This window comes from Caballeronia sp. RCC_10 (genome assembly GCF_041360715.1).
In the GTDB taxonomy this organism is placed as follows: domain Bacteria; phylum Pseudomonadota; class Gammaproteobacteria; order Burkholderiales; family Burkholderiaceae; genus Caballeronia; species Caballeronia grimmiae.
This window is the reverse complement of the sequence record NZ_JBFUPT010000027.1, coordinates 1-18735: the sequence shown is the minus strand read 5'-3', so window position 1 is coordinate 18735 and position 18735 is coordinate 1. Positions and strand designations below refer to the sequence as shown.

Genomic DNA, 18735 nt, shown 5'->3' with positions numbered 1-18735 from the left:
GGCCCGGTTCGTGTGCGTCCGAGTGTAACCGTGATCCGCCGGCGCGGGCAATCCGGGATTGGACTGCGGTGCGGGAACGCGCTTCTTCGACGTGACATCCAATGCCGTGTCTGCCACTTCATACGCGGAGATGTCATATGAAACGCATTCATTTCGCGCTCGCGGCGGCGCTCGCGCTGACGAGCATCGCGTCCCGTGCGCAAGGGGCTGGGCCGACCGATCGGCAAATCGCCGCGATCGTCGTGACCGCCAATCAGGTCGATATCGACGCGGGCAAGCTCGCTGGCGACAAAACGAAATCGAAGGACGTGAAAGCGTTTGCGCAGCAGATGGTCACGGATCACAGCGGCGTCAACAAGGCTGCGACCGACCTGGTGAAGAAGCTCGACGTCACGCCTGAAGACAGCCCGGCGAGCCAGAGCCTCAAGCAAGGCGGCGACGCGAACATCGCCAAGTTGAAGCAGTTATCGGGCGGCAGCTTCGACAAGGCGTATATCGATCACGAGGTCGCCTATCATCAAAGCGTGCTCGATGCACTCGACAAGACGCTCATTCCCAGCGCGAAGAACGCGGAACTAAAGGCGCTGCTGGTGAAAGTGCGGCCGGCATTCGTCGCGCATCTCGAACACGCGCGGCATGTGCAGGCGGACCTCGCCAGAAACGGTGCATGACATGCGCTTGCTGATCTGGCTGATGAGTGCGCTCGCGTTGCCCGTCGATGCGATTGCGGCGACGCATGTCGTCGTCATCGAAGGCATGCGCTTTAGTCCGCCCGCGTTGACGGTCGCTCGCGGCGATCGCGTCATGTGGATCAACAAGGACCTGTTCCCGCATACCGCGACCGCCGATGCCAAAGCGTTCGATTCGCACGGCATCGCGGCGAACGCATCGTGGAGTTACGTGGCGCGCGATGCCGGACGTTACGCGTATTCGTGCACGCTGCATCCGGCGATGCACGCGGTGCTCAACGTACGGCGATGACGACGATGATTTCCGCTACCGACACCATTAACGACGAACTCGCCATCGCGCGCCGCATCGTTGCGGGCGACCGCGCCGCGTTCGAAGCGATGATGCGGCGGCATAACCGCCGGCTGTATCGGCTGGCGCGCGCCACCTTGCGCAACGAGGCCGAAGCGGAGGACGCGCTGCAGGATGCGTACTTGCACGCGTTCCGGTCGATGCACCAGTTTCGCGGTGATTCGCAATTGCTCACGTGGCTGTCGCGGCTCGTGCTCAACGAATGCTTCGCGCGATTGCGGCGCTCGGCGCGTCGTCAGAACGTGATTCCGATCGTGGATGCGCCCGCCGCCATCGAACCGGCCGATACGACCCGCTCGCACGACGATGCGCCCGACCAGGCGCTCGCGCGTGCGCAAGTGCGCGCGCTGCTCGAACGCAAGCTCGATGAATTGCCGGACCTGTTTCGCGTCGTGTTCGTGCTGCGCTCCATCGAAGAGATGAGCGTCGAGGAGACCGCGCAATGTCTGCACATTCCGGAAGCGACGGTGCGCAGCCGGCATTTTCGGGCGCGCAGCCTGTTGCGCGAATCGCTTGCGCAGGCCTTCGATCTCGCCGAGCGCGACGTGTTCGAGTTCGGCGGGGCGCGGTGCGATCGCATCGTCGCTAGGGTGCTGTCGACGCTATCCGATGGCGGCTCCTAGCCTATCGGCCGTGTTAAGCTCTCGCTTCTCGCTGGGGAGTAGCCGGCTTTCCGTCCCACGGAAAGCGCGCATGTCAACACACTCGGTCCGCGCACAGGGACCGTGGCATGCGCAGCCATCAAAGGTTGGCAAGACCATCGACGGAACGCGCCCTCAGGCCGGGCGGCGCGTTGCGTCGTGTTTCTTCGCCCGGCCAGAGCCCTACTCGATGAACCTCGCCTCCACGATCTTCCTCGCCTTCGCCATGTCAACCGACGCCTTCGCGGCCGCCGTCGGCAAGGGTGCGAGCCTGCGCAAGCCACGCGTCACCGAAGCCCTCCGGACGGGCCTCATCTTCGGCGTCATCGAAGCCATCACGCCGCTCGTCGGCTGGGCGATCGGCCGGACGGCGGCGCAGTACGTCACCGCGTGGGATCACTGGATCGCGTTCGGTCTGCTATTTCTGCTCGGTGCGCGCATGATCCGCGAAGGTTGCGGCAGCGCCGAACACGCGGACGACAAGCCCAACTCGCATTCATTCTGGGTGCTGGCGGTCACCGGTTTTGCCACCAGCATCGATGCGATGGCGGTCGGCGCGGGCCTCGCTTTCATCGACGTGGATATCTTCTCGACCGCCGCCACCATCGGTTTCGCGACCATGCTGATGGTGACGGTCGGCGTGATGATCGGCCGGCTCGTCGGCGCGACCATCGGCAAGCGGGCGGAGATCGTCGGCGGGGTGGTGCTGATCGGCGTCGGCTGCGCGATTCTCGCGCAACATCTCGGTTATACGAGCTGAGTCGAACTGAGTGTGCGCGGGCTGGCGGCGCTCAGGCCGCTTGCCGCGCCCGGCTCGTCAGATGCTCGACCATCCTTTGAGCCGCCGGCTGCAGCGTGTCGAAGCCCTTGAAGCACACCACGAAGCGCCGTTCCGCCCAGGCATCGACGAGCGGAATGACCGCGACGCCGAACACCGACTGATACGTCGCCGCCACTTCCACCGGCACGACGCTGATGCCGAGGCCCGCGGCCACGACGCGAAACGCGGCATCGAAACTGGACACGATCACGCGATACGAGAGCGTCTTGCCGGCGCTCGCGGCGGATCGCCTCAACATCGTATGGACGGCGGTCGACGGCAGCAGCCCGACGTGCTCGTACTCGAGCGTGTCTTCGAAGCTCAGGCTTGTTTCGTTCGCCAGCGGATGGTCGGGATGCACGGCCAGCGCCAGCCGGTCCTGACGATAAGGCGCGTGCTGCAAGCCTTCGAGATCGACGTTGTCCCAGCAGACGCCGATGCTCGCCGCGCCCTCACGGAGTTGCCGCACCAGCTCCGTCGATAACCTTTCCTCGACATCGACCCGAATGTTCGCGTTCGCCGGCTCGCGCATGAACGCGGCGATATCGTCGAGCAACGCTTCCGCCATCGCCGACGCCGACGCACAAATGCTCACGCGCCCGCGCAGCCCGCTGCCGAACGCCGCGACGTCGCTGCCGATGCGATCGAGCGTGAACAGGACGTTGCGCGCGTGTTCGAGCAGCGCGATGCCCGCGCCAGTCGGCTCGACGCCGCGCCGCGAGCGCGACAGCAACGGCACGCCGAGGTCCGCTTCGAGCTGCGCGATGCGCTTGCTGATCGCGGAGGGCTCGATGTGCTGCTCCTCCGCCGCCCGCGCGATGTTGCGGTGATCGCATACGGCGACGAAGAGGCGCAGCGTCTTCAGGTCGATATCGCGCACGGACGTTTCCTTTTAGACATTCCGGTTCGGAATCGCAACGCTTCCAACATACCGCTTCTGCGTCGCGGCGGAAGGTCTAAAGTTAGCACAACGTCGGCGACACGATGACCGGCGATATCACGGAGACGGCTCATGCCCTTGTTCCCCACTGACGCGGCGATACGCGAAGTCGGCTTGCGCGACGGCCTGCAAAGCATTCAGCGGATTCTGCCGACGCAACGCAAGCGCGAATGGATTCGCGACGCCTACCAGGCCGGGCAGCGCGAGATCGAGGTCGGCTCGTTCGTGCCCGCGCGCCTCTTGCCCCAACTTGCCGATACCGCCGAACTCGTCGCTTTCGCGAAGACACTGCCCGGGCTCTTCGTTTCCGTGCTCGTGCCGAACCTGAGAGGCGCGGAACGCGCGTTCGAGACGCAGGCCGATTTGCTGCTCGTGCCGCTTTCGGCGAGCCGCGAGCACAGCCTCGCGAATCTGCGCAAGACGCCCGATGAAGTGGTCGCGGAGGTGGCGCGCATCCGCGCCGCCCGCGATGCATCGGGCGCGAAGACGTTGATCGAAGGCGGCATCGGCACGGCGTTCGGCTGCACGATCCAGGGACGCGTCGACGAAAGCGAAGTGCTGCGCTGTATGCAGGCTTTGCTCGATGCGGGCGCGGATCGCGTAAGCATCGCCGATACCGTCGGCTATGCGGGACCGCGCGCCGTTCGCGAGCTGTTCGAGAAGGCACGCCGCCTCGCCGGCGAACGCTTCTGGTGCGGCCACTTTCACGACACGCGCGGCCTTGCGCTCGCCAACGTGTACGCCGCGCTCGAAACGGGCGTCGCGCGCTTCGATGCGACGCTCGCCGGCATCGGCGGATGCCCGCACGCGCCGGGCGCGAGCGGCAACGCATCGAGCGAGGACCTTGCCTTCATGCTGGCCGACATGGGCATCGAAACCGGCATCGACATAAGCGGCCTGCTTGCGCTGCGCGAGAAAGTCGCGCAATGGCTCGAAGGCGAAACCCTGCGCGGCGCGCTGTGGCGTGCCGGTCTTCCCAAATCATTCGCGAAACATGCGGCGAGCGCCGCGCTGACCGCCTGAGGCTTTCCACATGACTTCGAATGCAAGACTTCCGCTCGACGGCGTGCGCGTCGTCGAATTCACGCACATGGTCATGGGACCGACGTGCGGCATGATCCTCGCCGATCTCGGCGCCGAAGTGATCAAGATCGAACCGCCCGGCGGCGACAAGACGCGCACGCTGCCGGGGCTCGGCATCGGCTTCTTCCGGTCGTTCAATCGCAACAAGAAGAGCGTCGTCATCGACATCAACACGCCGGAGGGCCGTGAAACCGCGACCGAACTGATCGGCACCTGCGATGTGGTGCTCGAAAATTTCCGTCCCGGTCTCATGGAGAAGCTCGGCCTCGATTACGGCACGCTCAGCCGGCGCTATCCCGCGCTCATCTATGTATCGCACAAGGGCTTTCTGCCCGGCCCTTACGAAAAGCGCCTCGCGCTCGACGAAGTCGTGCAGATGATGGGCGGCCTCTCGTACATGACCGGTCCCGTCGGACGGCCGCTGCGCGCGGGGACATCGGTGAACGACATCATGGGCGGCATGTTCGGCGCCATCGGCGTGCTTGCCGCGCTGCGCGAACGCGACTTCACGGGACGCGGCCAGGAAGTGCAAAGCGCGCTTTTCGAGAACTGCGTGTTCCTGTCCGCGCAACACATGCAGCAATACGCGATGACCGGCGAAGCGCCGCCGCCGATGCCCGCACGCGTCTCCGCGTGGAGCGTCTACGACGTGTTCACGCTGGCCGATGGCGAGCAGTTGTTCATCGGCGCGGTCAGCGACAAGCAGTTCGTCACGCTGTGCGATGTGCTCGCGCGTCCGGACATCGCGGCCGAGCCGCGCTTCGCCAATAACGCGATGCGCGTCGCGGTGCGGCCCGAACTGCTCGCGTGTCTCGGCGCGATCCTGAAGGATCGACACGTCGGCGAGCTTGCGCCGAAGCTCGAAGCGGCCGGCATTCCGTATGCGCCGATCGTGCGGCCCGACCAGTTGCTCGACGATCCGCATCTGAAAGCGAGCGGCGGCCTCGCGCCGATGCAGACCGACGATGGCGATACGACCGATGTCGTCCTGTTGCCGATCACGATGGGCGGCCGCCGTCCCGGCGTGCGTCAGGCGCTGGCGCGCGTCGGCGAGCACACGCAAGAGGTGCTGTCGCGCATCAAGAGCCGGGTGACGGCATGAGCTGCTACGGATTGAGCAACGGCAAGCCGCAACTGGCCGAATCGGCATGGGTTGCGCCGCAGGCGGTCGTGATCGGCAACGCGGCGCTGCATGAGCGCGCGAGCGTCTGGTTCAACGCGGTGATTCGTGCGGATAACGAAGCAATTGAAATCGGCGCGGGCAGCAACGTGCAGGACGGCGCCGTGTTGCACACCGACCCCGGCTATCCGATGGTTATCGGCGCGAACGTCAGCATCGGGCATCAGGCGATGTTGCACGGCTGCACCATCGGCGATGGATCGCTCATCGGCATTCAGGCGATCGTGATGAACGGCGCGGTCATCGGCAAGCACTGTCTCGTCGGCGCGGGCGCGGTCGTCACCGAAGGGAAGACGTTTCCCGACCGCTCGCTGATTCTCGGTGCGCCCGCGAAAGCGGTGCGTGAACTGACGGATGCGCAGATCGCAGGTCTTGCGTCCAATGCGGCGGACTATGCCGCGCGCGCGGAGAAGTATCGGCGGGAGCTCGACCAGACCGCCTGAGCAGCACGATTCCAGTCAAGCGTCCCGGCAGGCTTGCAGCAAGACGAGCCGCCGGCATCATGAAGATCAGGAGACACAGATGCAGCAGACCGTCACCGCGGGCAGTCCCCCGCTCGTCACACCCAACGTGCGCGTCGGCAATCAGCCGGGCGCGGAAATCTCGGCGCGCATGGATCGCCTGCCGATCACGCGGCATCTCTGGATGCTCGTGCTGCTGATCTCGCTCGGCGGCTTCTTCGAAATCTACGATCTGATTTTCACGGGCTATATCGCGCCGGGCATGGCGAAGAGCGGCCTGCTCGCCACGACGACTCATTCGTTCTTCGGCTTCACCGGCATTGCCGGATTCATTGCGGCGACGTTCGCGGGCCTGTTCGTCGGCACGTTCTGCTTCGGCTGGCTGCCGGACCGATACGGCCGCCGCGCCGTGTTCACCGTCTCCCTGCTGTGGTACTCGATCGGCTCCGCGATCATGGCGGTTCAGACGACGCCGGAAGCGGTCATTCTCTGGCGCTTCATCACGGGCATCGGGGTGGGCGTGGAAATCATCACCATCGACAGCTATGTGACCGAACTCGTGCCGCAGCACATGCGTGGCCGCGCGATGGCCTTCAATCAAATGGTGATGTTCGCCGCCGCGCCGGTGGCCGCGATCCTGTCGTACTGGCTCGTGCCGACGACCGTGTTCGGTATCGACGGATGGCGCGTCGTGGTGCTCGCGGGATCGGCGGGTGCGGTGCTCGTGTGGTTCATCCGCCGCTCGGTGCCCGAAAGTCCGCGATGGCTCGCCTCGCACGGACAGCCCGAGAAGGCCGATGCGATTGTGCGCGACATCGAGTCGATCGTCGCCCGGCAAGCGAAGGGACCATTGCCGCCGCCATTGCCGGTGGTCGAGCAGCCGGTGCATCGGCGCGCGTCGTTCGCGGAGTTGCTTCAACCGCCGTACCGGTCGCGCTTCGTGATGCTCGTCGTGTTCAATCTCTGTCAGGCGATCGGCTATTACGGCTTCGCGAACTGGGTGCCGACGCTGCTGATCGGGCAGGGCATCACGGTCACGAAGAGCTTGCTGTATTCGTTCATCATCGCGTTCGCGCTACCCGTCGGGCCGATGCTCGCGATGCTGTACGCCGATCGCATTCAGCGCAAGTGGCTGATCGTCGGCGGCGCGCTCGTGGTGATCGTGAGCGGCATCGCGTTCGGTCAGGCCCGGTCGGTGCCGGCGCTCATCGCGCTCGGCGTGCTCATCAGCCTCGCGGGACAGACCATCTCCGTGTGCTATCACGCGTATCAGGCCGAGCTTTTTCCAACTGCCATCCGATGCCGCGCCAATGGACTGGTGTACTCGGCAAGCCGCATCGGCGCGATGATGTCGGGCTTCATCATCGCGGCGCTATTGCGGGATTTCGGTGTGGTCGGCGTGTTCGCGGGCATTACCGCCTGCATGCTGGTGGTCGTGGTTTCCATCGGCGTCTTCGGACCGCGCACCAACGGCAAGCGTCTCGAAGAGCTGTGTCATTAGGCCGGCTACCCGCCGGGAACGGGAAGCGGTCTTGCGAGCCGGCTCACCGGATCGCAAGACCGCGAACCGCTTACTTTCCGTACATGTCGAAATCGAAGTACTTCGCCTCGATCTTGCGATACGTTCCATCGCGCAGGATGTCCGCAATCGCGCCATTCAACGCATCGCGAAGGTCGGGGTCTGATTTGCGCACACCGGCGGCATCGCCGTCGCCCATGATCTTCGGGTCATAGACGACATCGCCCGCGAACGCGAAGCCCTTGCCCGCCGGCGTCGCCAGAAAGCCGAGCTTGCCTTGCACGGCGTCCATCAGCACGGCGTCGACACGGCCCGCCGTCAGGTCCGCATAGGCCTGGTCATAGCTCGGATAGGCGACCACGTCCACGCCCGATGCTGCCCACTTCTCGCGTGCATACGTTTCCTGCACCGTGCCTTGCTCGACGGCCACGCGCTTGCCCGCGAGCTTCGACGCCTCGGGCAGCAGATGCGCGCTTTCCTTCGCGATCAAGCGCGTCTGGTTGCGATACAGCCGCTCGGTGAAGTCGATCTGCTGACGACGCTTCTCGTTGGCGGCCATCGACGAAAGAATGACGTCGAACTTGCGCGCCTGCAATCCGGGAATCAGGCCATCGAAGCTGCTCTGCACCCACACGCACTTCGCCTTCAGCTTCGCGCACAGCGCGTTGCCAAGGTCGATGTCGAAGCCCTGCACGGCGCCGTCTTTCGTGACCGACTCGAACGGCGGATAAGTCGGATCGACGCCGACGCGGATCGTGCTCCATTCCTTGGCCATCGCCATCGTGCTCGCCGCCATCAGGGCGAGTGCGGCGGCGGTCTTCATCGTCTTCGTGCGTGAGGTCTTCATTCAGGCTCCATAGTGAGCGTTCGTTAGAGTGGGCGGTTCTTGCAATCAGCTCGGGAATTCGCCGCGCGTGAAGTCGTCGTCGAGGGCGATGGAGTCGGCGATCTCGTCGATGGTGACGGGCTTGATCGGCGCGCGGATGCGGTAATAGCCGACATCGCCGACCGGGCGATGCTGCACTTGTGCGATCAGTTCGCCGACCGTCGTGCCGCACCATCGGCCCTGACACGGCCCCATGCCGCAGCGCGAAAACGCCTTCATCTGATTCGGTCCCTGACAGCCGAGCGCCGCGATCCGGCGAATCTCGCCCGCGCTGACTTCTTCGCAGCGGCACACGATCACGCTGTCGGCGGGACGGCGCAGCGCGGCGGGCGGCGTGTAGAGCGCATCGAGCAGCGGGCGCACGGCGAGATGGCGCTTCATCGCGCGCAGGGCGGGGCGGCTGCGTGCATCGCGCGTCGCGGCGTCGAGCGCGCCGAGCTCGCGCGCAATGTCGAGCGCCGCGAGCGTGCCTGCGTGCATCGCGGCGATGGCGCCGCCGATGCCAGCGCCATCGCCCGCAATCGAGACACGCTCGACACTGGAGCGCCGGCGCGCATCCGTGCGGGGACGCCAGCATGCGGACGGCGCGTCCCACTCGTGCTCGCAGCCGAGCGAGCGGGGCAGTTGTGTCGATGGAATCACGCCCTGATGCAGCAGCACGAGCGACGTGTGAATAACGTGCTGCGCGCCGCTTGCATCGACGAAACGCACGCGTTCGGCGCGGCCATCGCCTTCGATCGAAAACGCGCTCGCGCCGCGATGAATCGGCGTGCCGGCCTGCTTCACCGCGCGCATCATGCGCAAGCCCTTGAGCAGATAGTCGGCCCCGGCGAGCGCGGGCAATGCGTGCGGCAACGCGGTGCGCCACGCGTGCGGTGGCGTGGTATCGACGATCGCGCGCACACGGCGTCCCGCCTTCAGCAATTGCGATGCGAAAAGCCATAACAGCGGCCCGCTGCCCGCCAGCACCGCATCCTGCGACGGCGCGAGTCCCGACGACTTGAGCAGCGTTTGCGCCGCGCCGATGCCCATCACGCCCGGCAGCGTCCATCCCTGCACGGGCCACGGACGTTCCTGCGCGCCGGTCGCGATCAGCACCGCCCGTGCCGTGACTTCGAGCGTGCCGCCTCGTTCATCGCGGGGCTTGCGCGTCAGCATCGCGATCACGCGGCCGTCTTCGAACGCGACCTGCCAGACCACGCAGCGAGCGAGATGCTTCGCACCGCTGCCGGCGAATCGCTCGATGAGCGCGCGTCCGGCGAGGTAGTCGTCGCCGAGGACGTTCGCATCGGCGAGCGGCGATTGCGCCGCGTCGCGATAGATCTGGCCGCCGGGCGCGTGGCCTTCGTCGGCGACGACGACATCGAGGCCCGCCGCACGCGCTTCGATCGCCGCCGACATGCCCGCCGGTCCCGCGCCGACGATCAGCAGATCGCACTTCACCTGCGTCATGCGAGCCTCGCTTTGCCGCTCATCGCGCGCACCCGCATGCCGTCGCGCACGCGCGTCATGCAGGCCTGCACGTTCGGCACGCCATCAACTTCGACGAGGCAGTCGAAGCACACGCCCATCATGCAGAACGGTCCGCGCGCCGTGCCGCTCACGGGCGTCGTGCGGCACGAGGCCGCGCCGCTTTCCAGCAGCGCGGCGGCGATCGAGTAATGCGTCGGCACGTGCCGCTCAATACCGTCGATGTCGATGCGGACCGTGCGCGCCGGCATGGTGGCGAGGGGTTCAAAGAGCGTGGGCATCGGTCTGATTCAAAAAGCGTGTGGCGACGAAAGGATGAAGGATCGCGGGCTTGCCGCCGCCCGCGATCCACGGCGCGATGACGTCCGCGTGCGCGGCGGCGAGCGTCACGCCGCTATGACAGATGGCGAGGAACGCGCCGGGATGCGCGGACGATTCTTCGTAGACCGGCAGGCCGTCGGGCGTCATGATGCGCAGCGCGCCCCACGACCGCACGATGCGCGCATGCGCGAGCAGCGGAAACGCGGTGCGTGCCCGCCGCGCGATATCGGCCATCACGGCGCGCGTCTGGCCATCGTCGAAGCCGGCCGGTTCCGCCGAATCGCCCAGCAGGACCGAGCCTTCGCGCGTCTGACGAACGACGAGCGTCGGATAGTCGAGAAACGGTTGCAGCCGCTCGGTCACCATGATCTGACCGCGCAGCGGCGTGATCGGCGCGTGCATGCCGACCATCGGCGCGAGCCGCGCGTTGTCGAGACCGGCGGCGAGCACGACGCGCTCCGCTTCGAGCGTGCCGCTCGCCGTGTCGACTTCGAAGCGGCCCGCGCGGGGACGAATCTCACGAACTTCGTTGCGCGGCAGATACGCGCCGCCGTGAAGCTGAAACGCTTCCTGCATCGCGCGCAGCGTGTAAAGCGGACTCGCATGGCCGTCGTGCGGCGAGTAGAGCGCGCCGGCGAGGGCGTCCGAGGCGGTCGGCACGCGCGCCTTCAGCGCCTTGATATCGAGCACTTCGTAAGTGAGCGATGCATCCTGCGCGTGGATCGATTCGAGCAAGCGATGCCCCGCATCGAGTTGTTCGGCGGTCTCGCACAGTTCGATGCCGCCGGGCCGCTTGAAGCCCGCATCGACGCCCGTCTCCCGCTGCAATTGCGCCGCGAACGCGCTCCAGCGCGCGGACGATTCGCGCGACCACTGCGCGTAAGGAAGGCAGCGGCTGCCCTTGCCCTGCACCCAGACGAGCCCGAAGTTGCCGCGCGCCGCGCGATGCGCCGAGTCCGCGCCGTCGCATACGGCGACGCGCTTGCCCGTGCGAGCGATCCCATACCCGATCGCCATACCGACGAGCCCGCCGCCCGCGACGATCACGTCGTAGTGGCGCGCGCTGTTATGGGCCTGTTTCTCCTGCATCGAATGCTTTTCCTGCCTGAGTCATGTATCCGGTGGCACTTTGAACGCGACGAAAATCGGCGTCAAATGCCGGTTCATGCGTCGCCTATAATCCAATGTTATGGATACGACAGGACTCAAGATTCGCCAGATCGAAGCCTTTCGCGCGGTCATGCTGCGCCGTACGGTGACGAGCGCCGCCGAATCGCTGCATGTTTCGCAGCCCGCCGTGAGCCGCCTTCTCGCCGATCTGGAGAGCCGCGTCGGTTTCGTGCTGTTCGAGCGGCAGCAGGGCCGGCTGGTGCCGACCGCCGAGGCGCGCGTGCTGTTCGAGGAAGTCGAGCGCGCGTTCGTCGGCATGGACCGCATCACGCTCGCGGCGCAGCAGATTCGCGCGATGCGGCGCGGCTCGTTGCGCGTGGCGGGATCGCCTGCGGTCGCGCTCGATCTGCTGCCGGCGGTGATTGCACGTTTTGCCGAGCGTCATGCGGGCATCGACGTCAGCCTGCTTGCGCATAGCGCGACCACGGTCGTAGAGAAGGTGGCGTCCGGCCAGTGCGATGTCGGGCTGATCGCCGAACCAATCCCGCATCCAGCAGTGAAAAGCGAGCGGCTTTCGAATGCGGTAATGCGATGCATCGTGCCGCGCAAGCATCGTCTTGCACGGCGCGCGTCGCTGCGTGCGGCCGATTTACGCGGCGAGCGCTTCATCTCGTTTCCGCAGAGCTTCGATGCGCGCAGCGCCATCGATCGCGTGTTCGTCGAGGCGGGCGTTTCGCGCGATCTCGTGATCGAAGCGCAACTATCGCAGGCAATCGTCGCGCTGGTCGCGAACGGCGCGGGCGTCGCGTTGATCGATCCGGTCACTGCCGCATATGCACGGGAACGCGTCGCGGTGAGGCGCTTCACGCCCGAGGTGCCTGATCACTTCTACATCGTGACCAATGCCGCCCAGCCGATGCCCGTCGTGGCTGAAGCGTTTTGCGTGGACGTCAGGGAGGCGTTCGAGAGGGTGGTGAAAGCGGACCGATGAAGAAAGGCTGCGCCCATTATCGATCCGCTCGATACGTTATTGGCCTTCTTTCAGCTTCTTCGGCTTCGGCGGCGCCTTCACCTTGTTGTACTCGAACTGCGGCGTGTTCTTGAGCGCATCCTTCGTTGCGCCCGGCAGATAGAAGTTACCGTTGCGAAGCTCCAGCGAAGCGATCGGCACTGCAACGTCGTGCGTGGCCACGCCGAGGAATCCGCCGGTGGAGATGATCGCGGCTGACACCGTGGCGTCGGGAGAAATCACCAGATCCATGATCGAGCCGATCTTCTCATTCTTGTCGTTATAGACCGACTTGCCGAGGATGCTTTTCTTGGTGCTCCATCCTTCCAGTAGCGCTTGTGATTGCTGCACGGTAACGCTGAGCGGTTGCGTGCCGGCCACCTGTGCATGAGCACCCAGGCTGATGGTTCCAATGACGGTCGCGAGGGTGAGGCGCTGCAAGAGTTTCATATCGAGGTCTCGTGGTTGTTAGAGCGGGCGCATGCCGCAAATCCCGGACCCGGGCCGCGACATGCTCCTTCCGGCTTGTCCGATGCGCTTGCCTCAGCTCGTCTTCTTCGCCTTATGGTGGCGCTTGGGCGGCGCCGAATGCTTGCCGGTCGGGCCGGACGGCGTGCCGGTTTCGCCATTGCCGTTGGGCGTGCCGATACCCACGCCGCCGCGGCCGGCGCCGTTGCCGCCGGGCGTTCCGCCTGCATTGCCCTGTGCGAGCGCAACCGTGGACAAGCCCAGCGCGAGAGCGGTCGTTATGAGGTACTTCGTTGCAGTCTTCATCGTGTCCTCTCCGAATTAAGGTGAGCAGCGGACTCTCCGGGCATGGTGGCAGAGCCCCGCGTGCAGACGGCAGGCCTAGCAAGGTGCGATCCCGTCTTTCCTCTCACGATACCGCGCACAGTTTGAGCACGTCCGGCAGATGAAGGATTGCTTACGATCAGCTTAAGAATGACTGACTCGTTCGTAATAAGAGGCCGTGCATTTGCAGACGTGCAGGCGGCAAGGGTCAACGCCGCGTCAATCGACAGCGCTTTTCCGCCAATCTGCGCTTCATTAAGCGTCCCATCAGGTCGCACTGGTTAACCTGTCGCACGTCCCAGAAACGGATCAATCGTTCTATGTCACCGAAGCATGTCGAGACGCTTGTCAAAGGATCATGGCGAAACCTTGCATGTCGAAGGTTTCATTGGCGGCATGGCGTCGAGGCGCGAAGCATTCGGCGGGCGATAGAAAGCCGGCATGGAAGGACGGACCCCGCTCAACTGGCGCTCGCCGATGCCTACGCACGCGATGTCTTCGGCGACGCGTGCTATGCACCGTGGCTGCAGGCCTATACCGCGTTCACCGGCACCTTCCGGGAAGGCTGGATTCCGGACAACTATTACGGCTGGGTAGTCGTGCCGAAGCTGAAGGGCCTCTACGGACAGATGTCGCATCTGAAGCCGGTCTCCCGGCTGCTCTTTCGCGACGACGTGTTCCCGGATATCGCGTACTACGTGAACGGTATGTTCTTTTCGTCCGATCACATCGCGATTCCCGAGTCCGAGGTCGCGGACCTGGTGTTCAGCACGAGCGAGCGTGTCGCGTTCAAGCTCGATCAGTCATCGCAGGGCAGGGGCGTCTTTCTGCTGGATCGCAAGGACTTCCGCGTCGCGCAGATCAAGTCGCTCGGCAACGGCGTGCTGCAGCGGTTCATCGTGCAGCATAAGTGGTTCGATCAGTTTGCATCGAAGGCGGTCGCCACGGTGCGTCTGACGACCGTCGTCGACGATGCGGGTCGCATCTCGTTGCGCGCCTGTTTCTTGCGGCTCGGACGAGCAACGGACACCTATATCCGCCCCGACAGCGAAGTCTGCGTCGCGGTCGATCTGAGAAGCGGCCGCCTGTCGAGCAGGGGCTATCTGAATGACTGGACCGATGTCGACGCGCACCCCGATTCGAAGGTCGCGTTCAGCGGCCTGACGCTGCCCGCGTTTGCGGAGTGCGTCGGCAAGGTCATCGAGCTGCATGCGAAAGTGCCGTTTGCGCGCTGCATCGGCTGGGACGTCACCGTGGATGCGAACGGGCAAGTCGTGGTGCTCGAATGGAACGCCGAACACAACGACGTCAAGTTCGGCGAAGCCACGCAAGGCCCGTGCTTCTCCGATCTGGGATGGGAAGCACTCGGGTCTTTGCGCCGGGCCTCGGGCGGGACGCTGGTCCAGGCGCGATGACTAAGCGCGTTAACCGAGCCGGTTAACCAAGCGCGCCACCGCTCACTGCGGCACGCGCACCCAGCCCTCCATCAATATGCGCGCGCTGCGGCTCATGATCGCCTTCGTGACGGTCCACTTGCCGTCGGCTTCGCTCGCCTGCGCACCGACGCGCAACGTGCCCGAAGGGTGTCCGAATCGCACGACCTCACGGACGCCGCCGCCGGCGGCCTGATTGACCAGCGTGCCGGAAATCGCCGCCGCCGCGCCGATCGCCACCGCGGCGGTTCCCATCATCGCGTGATGCAGCTTGCTCATCGACACCGCCCGCACCAGCAAGTCGATGTCTTCGGCGGCCACCCGCTTGCCGCTGGAGGCGACATAACTCGCGGGCTTCGCGACGAACGCGATCTTCGGCGTATGCTGCCGGCTCGCGATTTCGTCGATATGTCCGATGAGGCCCATGCGGACCGCGCCGTGCGCGCGAATCGTTTCGAGCATCGCGAGCGCGGCGGGGTTGGTGTTGATCGCGTCCTGCAACTCGGCGCCCGTGTAGCCGATTTCTTCCGCGTTCACGAAAATGGTCGGAATGCCCGCGTTGATCATCGTCGCCGTCAGGGTGCCGATGCCCGGCACGTCGAGCGCGTCGATCAGATTGCCGGTCGGGAACATCGCGCCGCCTGCGCCGTCTTCCTCGGCAGCGGGGTCCATGAATTCGAGCTGCACTTCGGCGGCGGGGAAGGTCACGCCGTCGAGTTCGAAACCGCCCGTTTCCTGCACCGCCCCGTTCGTCATCGGGACATGCGCGATGATCGTCTTGCCGATGTTCGCCTGCCAGATTCGCACGACGGCCACGCCGTTATCCGGCACGCGGCTCGCATCGATCAGGCCGCTCGCGATCGCGAACGGCCCCACGGCGGCGGAAAGATTGCCGCAGTTGCCGCTCCAGTCGACGAAGGGCTTGTCGATGGCCACCTGACCGAACAGGTAATCGACATCATGGTCCGGCCGGCTGCTCTTCGCGACGATCACCGTCTTGCTGGTGCTGGACGTCGCGCCGCCCATGCCGTCGATCTGCTTGCCGTACGGATCGGGGCTGCCGATGACGCGCATCAGCAGCGCGTCGCGTGCGGGGCCGGGCACACGCGCGGCTTCGGGCAGGTCTTCCAGACGGAAGAACACGCCTTTGCTCGTGCCGCCGCGCATGTAGGTGGCGGGAATCCTGATCTGCGGTGCGTGAGTCATGTCGATTCTTTGATCCGGTGCTTGGTCGAGTAAAGCGCGCTTACGCCGTCGCCTGCGACGATTCGAGGAAGTCCTGCGCGAAGCGTTGCAGCACGCCGCCCGCTTCGTAGATCGAGACTTCTTCGGCGGTATCGAGCCGGCATGTGACCGGCACGTCGACGCGTTCGCCGCTGCGGCGATGAATCACGAGCGTCAGGTCCGCGCGCGGCTTGCGCTCGCCGATGACGTCGAACGTTTCGGTGCCGTCGATGCCGAGCGTCAGCCGATTGACGCCCGCCTTGAACTCGAGCGGCAGCACGCCCATGCCGATGAGGTTCGTCCGGTGAATGCGCTCGAAGCCTTCCGCGACGATCGCCTCCGTTCCCGCGAGGCGCACGCCCTTCGCGGCCCAGTCGCGCGATGAACCCTGGCCGTAGTCCGCGCCCGCAATCACGATCAGCGGCTGCTTGCGTTCCATGTAGGTTTCGATGGCTTCCCACATGCGCGTGATCTTGCCCTCGGGTTCGATGCGCGCGAGCGAGCCCTGCACGATCTGGCCGTTGTCCATCACCATCTCGTTCTTGAGCGTCGGGTTCGCGAAGGTCGCGCGCTGCGCGGTCAGGTGATCGCCCCGATGCGTCGCATAGGAGTTGAAGTCCTCTTCCGGCAATCCCATGCGGGCGAGATACTCGCCGGCCGCGCTGTCCGCGAGAATCGCATTGGACGGCGAGAGATGGTCCGTCGTGATGTTGTCGCCGAGCACGGCGAGCGCGCGCATGCCGCGGAGCGTGCGCTCACCGGCGAGCGCGCCTTCCCAGTACGGCGGACGGCGGATATAGCTGCTTTGCGGGCGCCAGTCGTAGAGCGGGGACGCCTGCTCGCCGGCGTCGGGGGCGAGCGCGAACATCGGCTCATAGACCTTGCGGAACTGCTCGGGCTTCACGCTCGACGCGACGATTGCATCGATTTCCTCGTCGGTCGGCCAGATATCCGCAAGCCGCACCGGGCGGCCGTCGGCATCGTGACCGAGCACGTCCTTTTCGATGTCGAAGCGGATGGTCCCGGCGATCGCATAGGCCACGACGAGCGGCGGCGATGCGAGGAACGCCTGCTTCGCATAGGGATGGATGCGGCCATCGAAGTTGCGGTTGCCGGACAGCACGGCGGTGGCGTACAGATCGCGTTCGACGACTTCCTGCTGGATCGCCGGATCGAGCGCGCCGGACATGCCGTTGCACGACGTGCACGCGTACGCCACCACGCCGAAGCCGAGTTTCTCGAGTTCGGGTAGCAGCCCGGCTTCCTGCAGATACAGCGTGACCGCCTTCGATCCCGGCGCGAGCGAGGTCTTCGCCCACGGCTTGCGCGCGAGGCCGGCGCGGTTCGCGTTGCGGGCGAGCAGGCCGGCCGCGATCATGTTGCGCGGATTGTTGGTGTTGGTGCAGCTCGTGATCGCGGCGATGATCACCGCGCCATCGGGCATCCTGCCTTCGTCGTTCTCGACCGTGCCGCTGATGCCGCGCGCCGCCAGCTCCGACACCGGCAGCCGCCGATGCGGATTCGACGGCCCCGCCAGCGTCCGCACCACGGACGACAGATCGAACGTGAGCACGCGTTCATATTCCGCGCGCTGCAGGCTGTCGGCCCAGAGGCCCGCTTGCTTTGCGTAGGTTTCGACCAGCGCGACGAGCGCATCGTCGCGGCCCGTGAGTTTCAGGTACTTGATGGTCTGATCGTCGATGTAGAACATCGCGGCGGTTGCGCCGAACTCGGGCGCCATGTTCGCGATGGTCGCGCGATCGCCGAGCGTCAGGCTTGCCGCGCCCGCGCCGTAGAACTCCAGATACGCGCCGACCACTTTCTGCTTGCGCAGGAACTCGGTCAGCGACAGCACGACATCGGTCGCCGTGATGCCCGGCCCCGGCTTTCCCGTCAGCTCGACACCGACGATATCCGGCAGCCGCATCCACGATGCGCGGCCCAGCATCACGCTTTCGGCTTCGAGGCCGCCCACGCCGATCGCGATGACGCCGAGCGCATCGACCATCGGCGTATGCGAATCGGTGCCGACGAGCGTGTCCGGAAACGCGACGCCGTCCTGCACCTGCACGACCGGGCTCATGCGTTCCAGGTTGATCTGGTGCAGGATGCCGTTACCGGGCGGAATCACGTCCACGTTCTCGAACGCCTTCTTCGTCCACTCGATGAAGTCGAAGCGGTCGACGTTGCGCCGGTCTTCGATCGCGCGGTTCTTCGCGAACGCATCGGGATCGAAGCCGCCGCATTCGACGGCGAGCGAATGATCGACGACGAGTTGCGTCGGCACGACCGGATTGACGAGCGACGGATCGCCGCCCTGCGCCGCGATGGCGTCGCGCAGCCCGGCGAGATCGACGAGCGCCGTCTGGCCGAGGATGTCATGGCACACGACGCGCGCCGGGAACCACGGAAAGTCCAGTTCGCGCTTGCGTTCGATGAGCTGGCCGAGCGATGCGGCGAGCGTCTCCGGCGCACAGCGGCGCACGAGGTTTTCGGCGAGGACGCGGGCGGTGTAGGGCAGCGTGTCGTAGGCGCCGGGGCGGATTGCGTCGACGGCGGCGCGTGCGTCGAAGTAATCGAGGCGCGTGCCGGGCAGGGGTTTGCGGTATTCGGTGTTCATAGCCCAAAGGCCCGGAATGGATTCGAGGGTTGCGGCAGCGAGCATAACGGATGTCAGACGCGCTGCGCCAGCGGCACGAACCCGAGGTCGTCCGGCCCCGTGTAATTGGCGCTCGGGCGGATGATCTTGTTGTCGATGCGCTGCTCGATGATGTGCGCGCTCCAGCCCGACGTGCGCGAAATGAC

20 protein-coding genes and 1 riboswitch are annotated in these 18735 nt (G+C 65.5%); of the genes, 10 read left to right on the top strand and 10 right to left on the bottom strand.

What is annotated here, in order from left to right; translation table 11 throughout:
• Positions 1–137: 137 nt before the first annotated feature.
• From AB6804_RS27180 to mntP, 4 genes are all read left to right on the top strand, one after another.
• Positions 138–671: a DUF4142 domain-containing protein gene (locus AB6804_RS27180; RefSeq protein ID WP_370889086.1), complete on the top strand. Its 534-nt coding sequence runs from the start codon at positions 138–140 to the stop codon at positions 669–671.
• Between the two features lies 1 nt (position 672).
• A complete protein-coding gene (locus tag AB6804_RS27175) occupies positions 673–981 on the top strand; it encodes a cupredoxin family copper-binding protein (protein ID WP_370889085.1) in 309 nt (102 codons plus the stop codon).
• The gene (locus tag AB6804_RS27170; protein WP_370889084.1) at positions 978–1664 is read left to right on the top strand and encodes an RNA polymerase sigma factor; all 687 of its coding nucleotides are present in this window, start codon (positions 978–980) and stop codon (positions 1662–1664) included. Before AB6804_RS27175 ends, AB6804_RS27170 begins: the two co-directional genes overlap by 4 nt.
• A 21-nt stretch (positions 1665–1685) precedes the next feature.
• Positions 1686–1862, top strand: a riboswitch (yybP-ykoY riboswitch).
• 10 nt (positions 1863–1872) lie between these two features.
• Positions 1873–2442: a manganese efflux pump MntP gene (mntP, locus tag AB6804_RS27165; protein WP_370889083.1), complete on the top strand. Its 570-nt coding sequence runs from the start codon at positions 1873–1875 to the stop codon at positions 2440–2442.
• Between the two features lie 31 nt (positions 2443–2473).
• Here mntP and AB6804_RS27160 read toward each other — a convergent pair whose 3' ends face one another.
• Positions 2474–3382 carry a LysR family transcriptional regulator gene (locus AB6804_RS27160; protein ID WP_035969878.1) on the bottom strand — a complete coding sequence of 303 codons (909 nt, stop codon included), beginning with the start codon at positions 3380–3382 and terminating at the stop codon, positions 2474–2476.
• 132 nt (positions 3383–3514) lie between these two features.
• Between AB6804_RS27160 and AB6804_RS27155 the strand changes: the two genes are divergently transcribed.
• The 4 genes from AB6804_RS27155 (at position 3515) to AB6804_RS27140 (ending at position 7667) form a co-directional block, all read left to right on the top strand.
• Positions 3515–4465 carry a hydroxymethylglutaryl-CoA lyase gene (locus AB6804_RS27155; protein ID WP_370889082.1) on the top strand — a complete coding sequence of 317 codons (951 nt, stop codon included), beginning with the start codon at positions 3515–3517 and terminating at the stop codon, positions 4463–4465.
• A 10-nt stretch (positions 4466–4475) separates the two neighbouring features.
• Entirely contained in the window at positions 4476–5627 is a 1152-nt protein-coding gene (locus tag AB6804_RS27150) for a CaiB/BaiF CoA transferase family protein (RefSeq protein WP_370889081.1), read from the top strand.
• Positions 5624–6148 (top strand): gamma carbonic anhydrase family protein, encoded by a 525-nt coding sequence (locus AB6804_RS27145; RefSeq protein ID WP_370889080.1) that lies wholly within the window; start codon positions 5624–5626, stop codon positions 6146–6148. The genes AB6804_RS27150 and AB6804_RS27145 overlap by 4 nt, the downstream gene beginning before the upstream one ends.
• A gap of 79 nt (positions 6149–6227) precedes the next feature.
• Positions 6228–7667, top strand: a complete 1440-nt coding sequence (locus tag AB6804_RS27140) for an MFS transporter (protein WP_370889079.1) — start codon at positions 6228–6230, stop codon at positions 7665–7667.
• Between the two features lie 70 nt (positions 7668–7737).
• Here AB6804_RS27140 and AB6804_RS27135 read toward each other — a convergent pair whose 3' ends face one another.
• Genes AB6804_RS27135 through AB6804_RS27120 form a run of 4 tightly spaced genes read right to left on the bottom strand, consistent with a single transcriptional unit; the run spans position 7738 to position 11451 of the window.
• Complete coding sequence (locus tag AB6804_RS27135) at positions 7738–8532, bottom strand: ABC transporter substrate-binding protein (protein WP_370889078.1); 795 nt, start codon at positions 8530–8532, stop codon at positions 7738–7740.
• A 45-nt stretch (positions 8533–8577) separates the two neighbouring features.
• Positions 8578–10023, bottom strand: a complete 1446-nt coding sequence (locus AB6804_RS27130; protein WP_370889077.1) for an FAD-dependent oxidoreductase — start codon at positions 10021–10023, stop codon at positions 8578–8580.
• On the bottom strand, positions 10020–10322 hold the full coding sequence (locus AB6804_RS27125; protein WP_370889076.1) for a (2Fe-2S)-binding protein: 303 nt from the start codon (positions 10320–10322) through the stop codon (positions 10020–10022). Before AB6804_RS27125 ends, AB6804_RS27130 begins: the two co-directional genes overlap by 4 nt.
• Complete coding sequence (locus tag AB6804_RS27120) at positions 10306–11451, bottom strand: NAD(P)/FAD-dependent oxidoreductase (RefSeq protein WP_370889075.1); 1146 nt, start codon at positions 11449–11451, stop codon at positions 10306–10308. Before AB6804_RS27120 ends, AB6804_RS27125 begins: the two co-directional genes overlap by 17 nt.
• 100 nt (positions 11452–11551) lie before the next feature.
• Here AB6804_RS27120 and AB6804_RS27115 point away from each other — a divergent pair, with 100 nt between their 5' ends.
• Entirely contained in the window at positions 11552–12463 is a 912-nt protein-coding gene (locus AB6804_RS27115) for a LysR substrate-binding domain-containing protein (RefSeq protein WP_370889074.1), read from the top strand.
• Between the two features lie 36 nt (positions 12464–12499).
• On the opposite strand, the gene AB6804_RS27110 is transcribed toward AB6804_RS27115, so the two are convergent.
• Together AB6804_RS27110 and AB6804_RS27105 are read right to left on the bottom strand one after the other, a co-directional pair.
• A complete protein-coding gene (locus AB6804_RS27110) occupies positions 12500–12931 on the bottom strand; it encodes a PRC-barrel domain-containing protein (RefSeq protein WP_035969866.1) in 432 nt (143 codons plus the stop codon).
• A 93-nt stretch (positions 12932–13024) separates the two neighbouring features.
• Positions 13025–13255: a hypothetical protein gene (locus AB6804_RS27105; RefSeq protein ID WP_370889073.1), complete on the bottom strand. Its 231-nt coding sequence runs from the start codon at positions 13253–13255 to the stop codon at positions 13025–13027.
• 338 nt (positions 13256–13593) lie between these two features.
• Here AB6804_RS27105 and AB6804_RS27100 point away from each other — a divergent pair, with 338 nt between their 5' ends.
• Positions 13594–14688 carry a sugar-transfer associated ATP-grasp domain-containing protein gene (locus tag AB6804_RS27100; protein ID WP_370889072.1) on the top strand — a complete coding sequence of 365 codons (1095 nt, stop codon included), beginning with the start codon at positions 13594–13596 and terminating at the stop codon, positions 14686–14688.
• Between the two features lie 42 nt (positions 14689–14730).
• On the opposite strand, the gene prpF is transcribed toward AB6804_RS27100, so the two are convergent.
• The 3 genes from prpF to AB6804_RS27085 all read right to left on the bottom strand — a co-directional run.
• Complete coding sequence (gene prpF / locus AB6804_RS27095; RefSeq protein ID WP_370889071.1) at positions 14731–15912, bottom strand: 2-methylaconitate cis-trans isomerase PrpF; 1182 nt, start codon at positions 15910–15912, stop codon at positions 14731–14733.
• Positions 15913–15952: 40 nt separating this feature from the next.
• Positions 15953–18550: a Fe/S-dependent 2-methylisocitrate dehydratase AcnD gene (gene acnD / locus AB6804_RS27090; protein WP_370889070.1), complete on the bottom strand. Its 2598-nt coding sequence runs from the start codon at positions 18548–18550 to the stop codon at positions 15953–15955.
• 53 nt (positions 18551–18603) lie between these two features.
• The coding region (locus AB6804_RS27085; protein WP_370889107.1) for a citrate/2-methylcitrate synthase at positions 18604–18735 on the bottom strand (132 nt) is incomplete at its 5' end.